At 70.9% G+C, this 13,438-nt stretch carries 9 protein-coding genes; 4 read left to right on the forward strand and 5 right to left on the reverse strand.

What is annotated here, in order from left to right; all coding sequences use genetic code 11:
• Positions 1-176: 176 nt before the first annotated feature.
• Positions 177-2,921: an aminotransferase class I/II-fold pyridoxal phosphate-dependent enzyme gene (locus OHO83_RS42490; protein WP_266680533.1), complete on the reverse strand. Its 2,745-nt coding sequence runs from the start codon at positions 2,919-2,921 to the stop codon at positions 177-179.
• Positions 2,922-3,022: 101 nt separating this feature from the next.
• Positions 3,023-4,255, reverse strand: coding sequence for an imidazolonepropionase (hutI, locus tag OHO83_RS42495; RefSeq protein WP_266680535.1), 1,233 nt, complete (start codon positions 4,253-4,255; stop codon positions 3,023-3,025).
• 249 nt (positions 4,256-4,504) lie between these two features.
• Between hutI and OHO83_RS42500 the strand changes: the two genes are divergently transcribed.
• Positions 4,505-5,305, forward strand: a complete 801-nt coding sequence (locus OHO83_RS42500) for an IclR family transcriptional regulator (protein WP_266680537.1) — start codon at positions 4,505-4,507, stop codon at positions 5,303-5,305.
• A gap of 135 nt (positions 5,306-5,440) precedes the next feature.
• On the opposite strand, the gene hutH is transcribed toward OHO83_RS42500, so the two are convergent.
• Both hutH and OHO83_RS42510 read right to left on the reverse strand, forming a co-directional pair.
• A complete protein-coding gene (gene hutH / locus OHO83_RS42505) occupies positions 5,441-6,979 on the reverse strand; it encodes a histidine ammonia-lyase (protein ID WP_266680539.1) in 1,539 nt (512 codons plus the stop codon).
• A gap of 189 nt (positions 6,980-7,168) precedes the next feature.
• On the reverse strand, positions 7,169-8,644 hold the full coding sequence (locus tag OHO83_RS42510) for an amino acid permease (RefSeq protein WP_266680541.1): 1,476 nt from the start codon (positions 8,642-8,644) through the stop codon (positions 7,169-7,171).
• A 143-nt stretch (positions 8,645-8,787) separates the two neighbouring features.
• Between OHO83_RS42510 and OHO83_RS42515 the strand changes: the two genes are divergently transcribed.
• Positions 8,788-9,618 (forward strand): IclR family transcriptional regulator, encoded by an 831-nt coding sequence (locus OHO83_RS42515; RefSeq protein WP_266680543.1) that lies wholly within the window; start codon positions 8,788-8,790, stop codon positions 9,616-9,618.
• A 12-nt stretch (positions 9,619-9,630) separates the two neighbouring features.
• Here OHO83_RS42515 and hutC read toward each other — a convergent pair whose 3' ends face one another.
• Complete coding sequence (gene hutC / locus OHO83_RS42520) at positions 9,631-10,380, reverse strand: histidine utilization repressor (RefSeq protein ID WP_266681764.1); 750 nt, start codon at positions 10,378-10,380, stop codon at positions 9,631-9,633.
• Between the two features lie 236 nt (positions 10,381-10,616).
• Here hutC and hutU point away from each other — a divergent pair, with 236 nt between their 5' ends.
• Both hutU and hutG read left to right on the forward strand, forming a co-directional pair.
• On the forward strand, positions 10,617-12,296 hold the full coding sequence (gene hutU, locus OHO83_RS42525; protein ID WP_266680545.1) for a urocanate hydratase: 1,680 nt from the start codon (positions 10,617-10,619) through the stop codon (positions 12,294-12,296).
• The gene (gene hutG, locus OHO83_RS42530) at positions 12,293-13,279 is read left to right on the forward strand and encodes a formimidoylglutamase (RefSeq protein WP_266680547.1); all 987 of its coding nucleotides are present in this window, start codon (positions 12,293-12,295) and stop codon (positions 13,277-13,279) included. The genes hutU and hutG overlap by 4 nt, the downstream gene beginning before the upstream one ends.
• The last annotated feature ends 159 nt before the right edge of the window (positions 13,280-13,438 follow it).

Genomic DNA, 13,438 nt, shown 5'->3' on the forward strand with positions numbered 1-13,438 from the left:
TGATCGACAGGGCTGACGGCCGGCGACTGTCTGTCGTGGGATACGCGAGGGTTGCCTGGGTCGCCTGCGGATACTAAGCGGTCGGTAATCCCGTGTCGAGGGAGGGACCTCGGTCCCTCCCTCATCGTCCTCGTCGAAACCCGGCAACGAGGACCCCCGACACCGGACCGAATCGATCAGGTGGCCGCCCAGGCGCCGTTGCCGGACTCCAGGAGCGTCTGCTGCTCCTTCAATGCTTGCTCGGTGAACACCCGGTACCCGGTCTCCGGCCGGTATCCATGGATCTCCCTGGTGTCGAGCGCCCGCATGTAGTCCAGTACGGCGGCGTTGACGACCTGCCCGGGGACCAGCACGGGGAAGCCGGGCGGGTACGGCGTCACAAAGGTGGCCGAGACGACGTCCCGGCCGCCGGTCATGGCCTCGGTGACCTCGTCCGCCGACAGGTACTCGCACTGCGTCTCGTCGTACGCCAGGTAGAAGGCCCGGCGGATGTCCCCTTCGGGTGTACGGCCTCCCGGCCGGAAGGCGGGATGGAAGGAGCTGAAGTCGGGCAGGGCGACGACGGTGTCCCGGGCGGCGTCGTCGCCCTGTCGACGCAGGGCAGGCGGGCCCAACTCGTCCTTGCGGTCCTCCAGTTCCTCGACGATCTTGAGGAGCACCTCGATGAGGTAGGCGACGGCGCTGCGGGTGGTGCCGATGTTCGTCATGAACAGCAGCGTGTTGCGGGTGCTCTTGTTGACCTGCACCCCGTAGCGGTCCATCAGGTGCTCATGCTTGAACGTGTCCCCGTCGATGCCCGTGAGACCGATGTGCAGGGTCGCCCGGGTCGGGTCGAGCACGAACTCGTCGTCCTCCCACGCGGTCGACATCCGTGCCAGGCCCGTCCGCAACGGCTGTTCCACGCCGGAGGCCCGGAACTCGCCCGGGATCAGGTCGGGTGTCGTCAGGAAGCGCAAGTACCGGCTGAGTACAGGGTGCTGGTCGATCGCGTCACGCAGTACCCCTGCCTGTTCGAGCTGCTTCTGCACCAGCTCGAACCCCTCCAGCGCGGCCTGTCTTCGGCCCAGGTCGAGGGAGGCGAGGATCTGGTAGTTGGGGGAGGTGGAGGTGTGCGTCATGTACGCCTCGCGGAACGTCTCCGCCGTGCGGTGACTGAAGTCCTGGTCGAAGACGTGGATCATGGAACCCTGGCGCAGCGAGGTGAGCGTCTTGTGCGTCGACTGCGTGGCGTACACCCGGATCCGGGCCTTGGCGGGGTCGGGGACGAGCCGGTGGTCGAGGAGTGTGTCGTCGTCGGGGTCGTCGCCCAACTCCTCCTGCTGTCGGGCGTACCGGTCGGCGAGTCCCGGTCCGCGCAGGTTCTCCGTGAGGGTGCGAGCGGCGGCCATGGCGGTGCGCCGGCGGTAGACCGGGTGGAAGCGGGCGAAGGCGAACCACGCCTCGTCCCACAGGAACGCCAGATCGGGCTTGAGCGCCAGGCACTCCTCCATCACCCGCGTCGGGTTGTAGACGATGCCGTCGAAGGTGCAGTTGGTCAGCATCAGCATCTTGACGCGGTCGAGGAGACCGGCCCGCCGCAGCTCCAGCAGCTTGCGCTTGATCTCCCGCACCGGCACGGCCCCGTACATCCCGTACCGGTCCAGGGGGTAGGCGTCGAGATAGACCACCTGGGCGCCCGCCAGCATCAGCCCGTAGTGGTGGGACTTGTGGCAGTTGCGGTCGACCAGGATGATGTCGCCCGGCCGTACCAGGGCCTGCACGACCACCTTGTTGGCGGTGGACGTGCCGTTGGTGACGAAGTACGACTGGCGCGCTCCGAACGTCTTGGCCGCGAGGTCCTGCGCCTCCCGCAGCGGGCCCGTCGGCTCCAGCAAGGAGTCGAGGCCGCCCGAAGTGGCGGACGTCTCGGCGAGAAAGATGTTCAGCCCGTAGAACTCGACCATCTCGGGGATCCAGTGCGACGTCAGCAGAGACGTTCCGCGGGAGATGGGGAGGGCGTGGAACACACCGGTCGGACGTCTGCTGTGTGCTCTGAGCGCGGTGAAGAAGGGTGCGCGGAAGCGTTCGCGGACGCCGTGCAGAATCGACAGGTGGAGTTCGAGCAGCCCTTCGCGCGCGTGGAAGACCCGGGCGAATCCGCTGCTGAGCACACCGGCGATCCGCTCCACCGATCCGTCGGTCATGAGATAGAGGTCCATCTCGGGCCGCAGTTCGAGCAGCCGCGCACCGAGCGCCTGCGCCCGCTGCTCGTAGGGCCCGTCCTGCGCGAGCGGGTCGGCCTGCGGCTGTTCGACCAGGCCCGCGACGACACTCAGGTCGTACGGGGAACGGTCGGCGAACCTCCGGTGGATGACCACGGCTTGCAGGCCGGGGTTGACGAGGACCGCCGTCACCGCGTCCTCGAAGCTGGGCGCGACGACGATCTCGTACACGAACTCGTCCTCGGCGCGGCGCCGGCCGCGCAGCGAGATGCGCAGCGCCTCCTCCTCCGCCGCGGTCAGTTCGCCGACGACGAGGACCTCGAAGTACGGCTTGGGTGTGGTCCCGCCCGGAAGCGGTTCCTCCCCGGCCACAGTGGTCGGTTCGGCCTTCCGGGGCGTCGCGCTGCGGTACGACTCCGTGCCCAGGGCGCGATGCAGTTCGTCCGTGCGCCGGGCCAGGCCGTACCGGTCCTCGGCCGCGCGTAGGCGGCGCAGTTCGGCGAAGGCGGACCTGCCGGGGAAGGCCCAGCAGTTCTCGATCGGCAGCAACTGCCGGAAGAGTTCGTCCAGCCGCTCCTGCGTCGCCTGCCTACGGGCCGCGCTCGAGGTGTCGGACGCCCACTGGCGTGCGAGTTCGGTCAGGGAGCTCCAGGCGTCGGCACGCAGCTGACGGACGCTGCTGTACACGCCGGCAGGCGGATTGGCGGGTGTGTCACCCATCGTGTGGCTTCCTCGTTTGTGACGTCGTGTCTCGGGAGGGCGGTGATCGAACGGGGTCGCGCGTACAGGGGCACGCGTACGGGAGTGGCGCGCGGGATTCCTCAGGTGGGCCGGACGACGCACCGGCCGGCGCGCCAGACGGCGCGGACGAGGGGAACGCCGGGGCGATAGGCGAGGTGCACGTGCGAGGGCGCGTCCAGGAGTACGAGGTCGGCGCGCGCCCCGGGCGACAGCGTGCCGACGTCGTCGCGGCGCAGCGCCCGTGCGCCGCCCGCCGTCGCCGACCAGAGTGCCTCGTCCGGCGTCATGCCCATCTCCCGTACGGCCAGCGCGACGCAGAACGCCATCGAACTCGTGAAGGACGAGCCGGGGTTGCAGTCGGGGGACAGCGCCACGGTCGCGCCGGCGTCGAGCAGACGACGTGCGTCGGGGTAGGTCGCCCGCGTCGAGAACTCCGCGCCCGGCAGCAGCGTCGCCACCGTGTCGCCGTGCGCGAGCGCGTCGACGTCGGAGTCGGTGAGGTGGGTGCAGTGGTCGGCGGAGGCGGCGCCGAGTTCGACGGCGAGCTGGACGCCAGGCCCGTGGCCGAGCTGGTTGGCGTGCATCCTCGGCAGGAGTCCGCGGGCGGACGCTGCCTTGAGGATCGCGCGCGCCTGGTCCGCGTCGAAGGCTCCCCGCTCGCAGAAGACATCCGCCCAACGGGCGTGCGGCGCACACGCGTCGAGCATCGGGCCCGTCACCAGGCCGACGTAGCCGGCCGGGTCGTCGGCGAACTCGGCGGGTACGACATGCGCGCCGAGGAACGTCACCTCGTCGGTGTGGGCGGCGGCGACGGCCAGCGACCGGGCCTCGTGTTCCACCGTGAGGCCGTAGCCCGACTTGATCTCGACGGTGGTCGTGCCCTGCCGCAGCGCTTCGGACACATGGCGCCCGGCGGTGGCGTGGAGCGCGCTGTCCGGTGCGGCCCGGGTGGCCTCGACGGTCGTACGGATGCCGCCGGCGCTGTAGGCGCGGCCCGACATCCGCGCGTTGAACTCCGCGGTGCGGTCGCCGGCGAAGACGAGGTGGGAGTGCGAGTCGACGAATCCGGGGATGGTTGCCCGGCCCTGGGCGTCGAAGCTGTGGTCGGCCGCGGGCGCCTCGGCCCGGGGGCCCACCCAGGCGACGTCGGTGCCGTCGATGACCAGCGCGGCGTCGGTGATCAGGCCGAGCGCACCCGTCCCGAGCGTGGCGTCGTTGGTGACGAGGGCGCCGATGTTCGTGATGAGAGTGGAGGCGCCGGGCAGATCAGCACCGGGGCGCCCGGCTTCGGCGAGGGGCTGGGGGACTGGCATGTGAATCTCTCCGTGGATGCTGCGGCCAGGTCCTGGCGGCGCGGCGTGATCCGTGGGCACACGGCCGGGCAGCGGATGAGTGAGTGCCCCGGTGCGGACGGCGTTCCGTCGCGCGTCCGCACCGGGGGCTTCCATCAAGCACCAGGGCCCGGGCGCAGTGCCAGGGCCGCCGCCCGCATTGCGTCTCGTATCTCAGACTTCGTACGGGTGGTCGGGGGCGGGGCCGGCGGGCGGACGTAACCTCCCGGTATGTCTCCCGTTCCCGCCGCCGCCCAGGTGCTGGCCATCCTCCGCTATCTCGCGGGCCAGGCAGGGCCCGTACCCGCCGCGGCGATCAGCCGCGACGTCGGGCTTCCCCGCTCGACGACGTACCACCTGCTCGACACCCTGGCGCGCGAGGGCTTCGTCGTGCATCTGCTGGAGGAGCGACGCTACGGACTGGGCGTCAGCGCCTTCGAACTGGCCTCCGGATACAGCAGGCAGGCGCCCTTCCAGCGCCTGGCGCGGGTGCCGCTGGCCAGGCTCGTCGACAGCACGGGCCACAACGCGCACCTCGCCGTACTGCACGGCCGCGAGGTCATCTACGTGATCGAGGAACGGGCGCCGGGACGCGCGCCCCTGGTGACCGAGGTCGGTGTCCGGCTGCCGGCCCACCTCACCGCAAGCGGCCGGGCGGTCCTGGCCCGCCTGCCGCAGGCGCAGGTGCGGGCCCTGTTCCCCGACGCGTCGGCCTTCGTCCTGCGCAACGAGTCCGGTCCCGGCTCGCTGACCGCGCTCCGCCAACTCCTCGTGGAGGCGCGGCGGCGGGGGTACGCCACGGAGGACGGCGAGGTGACGCCGGGCTTCTCGTCCGTGGCGGCCGCGGTCCTCGACCACGGCGCGCACCCCGTCGCCGGAGTCGCGGTCACGTTCCGCGGCGACGAGGTCGGGGAGGAGCAACAGCGGCGGATCGCCGCGCAGGTGACCCGTACGGCGAACCAACTGAGCCGGCGCATCGGCGGGGTGGCCGACGCACAGGCCCGTACGCAGACTGCGGGACACCTCACCTAGAAGCGGTGCGCCTCACGCAGAAGCCGAACTCCCGCCGCCGGACAGGCCGGCGGCGGGAGTTCGGCTTTCTGGGATCAGGCGCGAGCGGTCACAGGGACCGGGCCCGTCCGGTCACAGGAACCACGTCCGATCGGTTCAGCCCAGCGGGCCGGTCACCGACTCGGCGGCCGCGAGGGCGCCGCCGGTGGCCACGAACTGCACGGCGGCCTCGATCTCGGGAGCGAGGTACCGGTCGGTGCCGGGGCCCTCGACATCGCGGCGCAGTCCGGCCAGCACGGCCGCCGTGGCGGGCGCGGGGGCCAGGGGGCCGCGGAGGTCGAGCGCGCGGGCCGCGGTGAGGATCTCGACGGCGACCACGCGGGTCAGGCCGTCGATGGCGCGGCGCAGCTTGCGGGCCGCGGCCCACCCCATGGAGACGTGGTCCTCCTGCATGGCGCTGGAGGGGATGGAGTCGACCGAGGCGGGCGCGGCGAGGCGCTTGAGCTCGGAGACGATGCCCGCCTGGGTGTACTGGGCGATCATGTGGCCGGAGTCCACGCCCGGGTCGTCGGCGAGGAAGGCGTTCAGGCCGTGGTTGCGCGCGACGTCGAGGAAGCGGTCGGTACGCCGCTCACTGACGGAGGCCACGTCGGCGACGGAGATGGCCAGGAAGTCCAGGACACAGGCCACGGGCGCGCCGTGGAAGTTTCCGTTGGACTCGACGCGCCCGTCCGGCGTGACGACGGGGTTGTCGATGGCGCTGGCCAGCTCGCGCGAGGCGACCGTCTCGGCGTGCGCCAGCGTGTCGCGGGCGGCGCCGTGGACCTGCGGGGTGCAGCGCAGCGAGTATGCGTCCTGGACCCGGGTGCACTCCGGACCGCGGTGGCTCGCGACGATCTCCGACCCCTTCAGGAGGGCGGTGAGGTTGGCGGCACTCGAACCCTGGCCCGGGTGCGGGCGCAGGGCCTGGAGGTCGGCGGCGAACACGGCGTCCGTGCCGAGCTGGCCCTCGACGCTCATGGCGGCGGCGATGTCGGCGGTGCGCAGCAGCATCTGCAAGTCGTGCGCGGCCATGACGAGTTGGCCGAGCATGCCGTCCGTGCCGTTGATGAGGGCCAGGCCCTCCTTCTCGTGCAGCGTGACGGGGGAGAGGCCGGCGGCGGCGAGCGCGTCCGCGGCGGACATCAGGTCGCCCTTCGCGTCACGCACCTGTCCTTCGCCCATGACGGCGAGGGCGCAGTGGGCGAGCGGGGCGAGGTCGCCGGAGCAGCCGAGCGAGCCGTACTCGTGGACGACCGGCGTGATGCCGGCGTTGAGCAGGTCGGCGTAGGCCTGGGCGGTGTCGGGGCGCACACCGGTGCGGCCGGTGGCGAGCGTCGAAAGACGCAGCAGCATGAGGGCGCGGACGACCTCGCGCTCGACCTCGGCGCCGGAGCCGGCGGCGTGCGAGCGCACAAGGCTGCGCTGGAGCTGCGCGCGCAGCTCCAGCGGGATGTGACGGGTGGCCAGGGCACCGAAGCCCGTGGAGACGCCGTAGTGGGGCACGACGTCGTTGGCGAGGTTCTCGACCACTTTGCGGCTCTGGGCTATCTCGCCCAGGGCTTCGTGGGTGAGGGTCACGCGGGCCCCGTGCCGGGCGACGGACACGACATCGGCGACGGAGAGGGGGCCGACCCCTACGAAGGTTTCGTTCATGACTCCATGAAGCCCGAAAACGGAACGTCTTCGTCAGTGGCTGCGGAGGGTTACTGTCTGGGATCCCAGACAGTTGCCCCATGCACCGCGATCCCGGGCTGATCACGGGCCCGTCCGCGGTCCGGGCCCCACGCGAAAAGGGCCGGCGGAACCGTCGCTCTCGCGGTTCCGCCGGCCCTTTTGTCGCCGTTATCGCTGGTGCACGGGCTCCGTCCCGGCCCTGGCGTCGTCCGCGTGCGAGGGCTCCTGGCCTTCGGCCGACTCGTTCCCGTACGAGACCTGGGGCGCGGTGCCGGCCGCTGCCGCCCGCCGGGCCCGGGGGCGCAGCCAGAGGTAGTACACGCACGTCATCAGGGCCAGCCACACCCCGCCGACGACCAGTGCGATCCGGGTGCTGTCCGAGAACGCGAGGAGCACCACCACGCAGACCATGAAGACGATGGTGATGATCTGGCCGTAGGGCCAGAACGGCGCCGGGTACTTCAGCGCGGCGACCTCCCGCGCGGACATCCTGCGGCGCGCGCTGACCTGGGACAGGAGGATCATCAGCCAGACCCACACCGTGGCGAAGGTCGCGATCGAGGCGATGACGAGGAACACCCGCTCGGGCATGAGGTAGTTCAGGAGCACACCGAAGAGGAGTGCGCCGATCATGATGACGACGGTCATCCACGGCACGCCGTTGCGGGAGAGGCGGCGCATGACGGACGGCGCCTGGTTGCGCTCGGCCATGCCGTACATGATGCGTCCGGCGGCGAAGATGTTGCTGTTGATCGCCGACAGGGCCGCGATGATGACCACGACGTTCAGCACGGTGGCCGCGGAGGCGACGCCGATGCCGGCGAAGATCTCGACGAACGGGCTGCCCTTGGCGCCGATGTGCTCCCACGGGTTGAGCGACATGAGGACCGCGAGCGTCAGCACGTAGAAGAGCACGATGCGGATCGGGATGGAGTTCACGGCGCTCGGAATGGTCTTCTCCGGGTTCTGCGCCTCGCCGGCGGTGACGCCGATGATCTCCGTGCCGCCGAAGGCGAACATCACCACCGCGAAGGACAGGACCAGGCCCTGGATGCCGTTGGGCATGAACCCGCCGTTGCTCCACAGGTTCGAGATGCCCGCGTCGCCGTTGCTGCCGAAGCCGAAGACGATGATCGCGAGGCCGGCGAGGATCATCGCGATGATGGCGACGACCTTGGCGAAGGAGAGCCAGAACTCCAGCTCACCGAAGACCTTGACGCTGAACAGGTTCATCGCGCCGATGATGCCGACGGCCGCGAGGAGCCAGATCCACCGTGGCACGTCCGGGAACCAGAAGCTCATGTAGACGCCGAGCGCCGTGATGTCCGCCAGACAGACGAAGACCATTTCGAGGGCGTACGTCCAGCCGGTGAGGAAACCCGGCAGCGGTCCGAGGTACTTTGTGGCGTATTCGCCGAAGGATCCGGCGCACGGGCTGCTCACCGCCATCTCGCCCAGCGAGCGCAGGACGAGGAAGACCGCGGCGCCACCGATCAGATAGGCCAGCAGGACGGCGGGCCCCGCCGCCTTGATGGACTCCGAGGAGCCGTAGAAGAGGCCGGTCCCGATCGCGGAACCCAGGGCGATGAAGCGTATGTGCCGGGACTTGAGTCCGCGTTGCAGGGACGTGGTGTCGGTGGACAAAGCAGGTCCTCCTTGGGAACGCCGGGTTCCGGGTGAGGTGGCGGGGCTGCATCACGTGCCGGTCGACGGCGTTCGTCAGCACTCCCGCATGACGAAGGCCCTTGTATATTCCTGTATATACAGACGAGTCAAGAGGTGGACCAATGGGTGAACGGACAACGGCGTCCAGTGCCTCGCCTGCCGTCGGCCGCGCGCTGGACATCCTGCTGCACCTCGCCGGACGCTCGGGCCCCGTCCAGGCCGCGGCCCTGGCCCGCGAACTCGACATCCCCAGATCGTCCGCGTACCACGTCCTCTCGGTCCTGGTGGACCGCGGCTTCGTCACCTACCTCCCCAAGGAGCAGGCGTACGGTCTTGGAGTCGCGTCCTTCGAGATCGGCTCGGCCTATCTGCGCCACGAACCGCTGGAGCGCCTCGCGCGTCCCATCCTGCGCAGCGCCTCGGCACGTCTGGGCCAGACCGTGCACCTGGGCATCGTCCACGGCGCGGAGACCGTCTACCTGCTCAAGGAACGGCCCCCGTCGAACAGGTCCGGCGACGCGGACATCTCCCTCGTCACCGACGTCGGCGTCCGGCTGCCCGCCCACCTCACGGCCAACGGGCGCGCGCTTCTCGCCCATGTGGGCCCGGCGCAGGTGCGGGCGCTCTTCCCCCGGCAGGCGGACCTCATCACGCGCACCGGCAAAGGACCCCGCTCGCTGCCGGAACTCCTCGACCTGCTGGCCCGCGACCGCGCACGCGGCTGGTCGGAGGAGGTCGAACTGGTCTCCGAGGGCGTCCGGTCACTGGGCGTCGCGGCCTTCGACCACCACGAACGGCCCGTCGCCGCACTCAGCAGCACCTGGCAACTGCACTACAGCCGGCACGACGCCGACCACGTCCGCGAGGTCCTGGAAAAGGGGGCGGCACGACTGACGGCCGCGATGTCCGGCCGACGCCCGACCGCGAAACCGGCCCCCACCCGGGCGCGCTGACGGCAGCCCGGCTCAGTGGGCGTCGAACGTCCCCACCAAGCGGTACCTGGACCCGGGATGGATCAGCCGCGCGACGCTCACGACCGCATCCCCGGACCAGGTGCGGCGCTGGATGAGCAGGCACGGCTCGGACGGGCCGATGCCGAGGATCTCGCACTCCTCGGCGGACGGCAGGACCGCCTCCACGATGTGCTCGCCCTTGCCCAGCGGGGCGACCTCGGACAGGAACGTGAACGGCGTGCCCGCGGTGAAGTCCTGGTCGAGATAGCCGGGGGCGAAATCCGGGTGGACGTAGCGGTCCTCCAACTGGACCGCCGCACCGTCCTCCAGGTGCACGACACGTGAGCGGAACGCGCTGCGGCGCCCGTCGAGGCCGAGCTGAGCACTGATCTCGGGGTCGGGGAGCTCCTCACGGAGGGACAGCACCCGGGCCGAGTAGCCATGCCCGCGGTCCCGGACCTCGTCGGCGATGTTGTGCACCCCGGCCAGCGCGGAACTGCCTTTGCGCCGCGCCACGAACGTGCCCACGCCCATGACGCGCCGGAGCAGCCCGTCGGCGCTCAGCTCGCGCAGAGCGCGGTTGATCGTCATACGGGACAGGCCCAGAGACTCGACGAACTGGCTCTCCGAGGGAAGCGCCTCGCCCTCGCGCCAGCGCCCACCCAGGATCTCCCCGGCCACGAGATCCTTGATCCGCTGATAGGCGGGGGCGGAACCGGGCGTCTGCCGCGCATAGAGCCGGGCGATCTCCGCAGCGTCCACGACCAAGCCGTCCACCGTCCTCGTACCCCATGGATCCGTCGCGCCACATTCGCGAACACCACGGCAATCCTAGGCGAGGCGGCCCGCACGGAACCCGTGCCCCTGCGCGCCCCCACATCACCGCCGGCCCGGCGACGTTCTCGGATCCGAGAATCTCGGGGGCCGCCGCTGGAACGCGTCCGGCGCCTCGCCTGTCATGGAGCACGCAACCCCACCGCCATCGACCAGGAGAGAACATGACCGGCGTTTCCCCGGAGTCCCGCCACATCCGCGCCCCTCGTGGCAGTGAACTCAACTGCCTCGGCTGGCAGCAGGAGGGCGCCCTGCGCATGCTCATGAACAACCTCGACCCCGAGGTCGCCGAGCACCCCGAAGACCTGGTCGTCTACGGCGGGACCGGCAAGGCCGCACGCGACTGGGCGTCCTTCGACGCGATCGTGCGCACCCTGAAGACGCTCAAGGACGACGAGACGATGCTGGTGCAGTCCGGCAAGCCGGTCGGCGTGATGCGCACCAGCGAGTGGGCCCCCCGCGTCCTGCTCGCCAACTCCAACCTGGTCGGAGACTGGGCCAACTGGGAGGAGTTCCGCAAGCTGGAGGCCGAGGGCCTGACCATGTACGGGCAGATGACCGCCGGCTCGTGGATCTACATCGGCAGCCAGGGCATCCTGCAGGGCACCTACGAGACCTTCGGCGCCGTCGCCCGCAAGAAGTTCAACGGCAGCCTCGCGGGCACCCTCACCCTGACCGCGGGCCTCGGCGGCATGGGTGGCGCCCAGCCGCTCGCGGTGACCATGAACGACGGCGTCGCGATCTGCGTCGACGTCGACCCCACCCGCATCGAGCGCCGCATCGCCCACCGCTACCTCGACGTCGCCGCCGATGACCTCGACCACGCGCTGAGCCTCGCCATCGAGGCCAAGGAGGCCCGCCGCCCGCTGTCCATCGGCCTCGCCGGCAATGCCGCCGAGGTGTTCCCGCGGCTCCTCGACATGGGCGCGCCGATCGACATCGTGACCGACCAGACCTCCGCGCACGACCCGCTGGCCTACCTTCCCGTCGGCGTGAGCCTCGAGGAGTGGCACCAGCAGGCCCGCAAGGACCCCGCCGACTTCACCCGCCGCTCCCGCGAGTCGATGGCCCGCCACGTCGAGGCCATGGTCGGCTTCCTCGACGCCGGTGCCGAGGTCTTCGACTACGGCAACTCGATCCGCGACGAGGCCCGCAAGGCCGGCTACCGGCGCGCCTTCGACTTCCCCGGCTTCGTCCCGGCCCACATCCGGCCGCTGTTCGAAGAGGGCCTCGGCCCCTTCCGGTGGGCGGCCCTGTCCGGCGACCCCAAGGACATCGAGGCCACGGACCGCGCGATCATGGAGCTCTTCCCTGAGAACGAGCACCTGCACCGCTGGCTCAAGATGGCCGCCGAGCGCGTCGAGTTCGAGGGCCTGCCCGCCCGTATCTGCTGGCTCGGCTACGGTGAACGCCACCGCGCCGGCGTCAAGTTCAACGAGATGGTCGCGAGCGGCGAGCTGTCCGCCCCGCTCGCCATCGGCCGCGACCACCTCGACTCCGGCTCCGTCGCCTCGCCGTACCGCGAGACCGAGTCGATGCTCGACGGCTCCGACGCCATCGCCGACTGGCCCCTGCTCAACGCCCTGGTGAACACCTCCTCCGGCGCCTCCTGGGTGTCCATCCACCACGGCGGCGGCGTCGGCATGGGCCGCTCCATCCACGCGGGTCAGGTCTGCATCGCGGACGGCACCGAACTCGCCGCGCAGAAGCTGTCGCGCGTGCTCACCAACGACCCCGGCATGGGCGTCATCCGCCACGTCGACGCCGGCTACGAGCACGCCGCCTCCGTGGCACAGGACCGCGGCGTGCGCATCCCGATGACCGAAGGGAACGACTCCCGGTGAGTGCTGTCGCCGCGATCGAACTCACCGTGGACGCGGCCCCCGAACGCTGGCACGGCCGGGACGACGGCCCGGGGACCGAGCACCTGCGCTGGCACCACGCGATCAGCACCGACACCGGCGCCCCGGGACCGTGGGACGCCGCGTTCGTCGGTTTCCGCAGCGACGAGGGCGTACGCCGCAACAAGGGCCGCCAGGGCGCGGCGAACGGTCCGCGCGAACTGCGCGCCGCCCTCGCCCCGATGGCCCTGCCCGCGCCGCTGACCGCGCTCGACGCCGGAGACATCGAAGTCACCGACGGGGAGCTGGAATCGGGTCACCACCGCCTCGGGCGGGTCGTCGGCCCGCTCGTCGACCGCGGTGTTCCCGTCGTGGTCCTCGGCGGCGGCCACGAGGTGGCGTACGGCACGTACCTGGGGCTCGTCTCCACGCGGGCCGTCCAGGCCGGCGGGCGGCTCGGAGTGCTCAACCTCGACGCGCACTTCGACCTCCGTGACGATGTGCGCGCGAGCTCGGGTACGCCGTTCCTGCAGATGGCGCGGAGCGAGGAGCGGCGCGGGCACCGGCTCGACTACCGGGTGCTCGGGGTCAGCCAGCCGAGCAACACCGCGCATCTGTTCCGCACCGCGGACCGCCTCGGTGTCCGCTACCTGCCGGACACCGAGTGCGGTGTGCTGAACCTGCCCGCGGTCGACGCCTTCACGGACGAGTTCATCGACAGCCATGACGTGCTGCACCTCAGCATCGACCTCGACGTGCTCCCGGCCGCAGTGGCCCCCGGCGTCAGCGCCCCGGCCGCCCACGGAGTGCAGATGGAGATCGTCGAGCACGTCTGCGCCAGGGTGGCGGCCGGCGGAAAGCCGCTCGTGGTCGACGTCGCGGAACTCAACCCCGACCTCGACACCGACCACCGCACCGCCCGAGCGGGCGCCCGCCTGATCCATCGCATCCTGACGACACACCACGCGAGGACCACGAAGGCCTGACGGCACACCACCTAAGGACGGCGAAGGCCTGACGACACACCACGCGAGGACCACGAACGCCTGACGGCACACCACGTAAGGACCGCGACGGCCTGACAGCACACATCACCGACCGCACGGCCCTGGCCCGTGGCCGGGGGAGCATCGCGCACCCCCGGC

Source organism: Streptomyces sp. NBC_00569 (genome assembly GCF_036345255.1).
Taxonomy (GTDB): domain Bacteria; phylum Actinomycetota; class Actinomycetes; order Streptomycetales; family Streptomycetaceae; genus Streptomyces.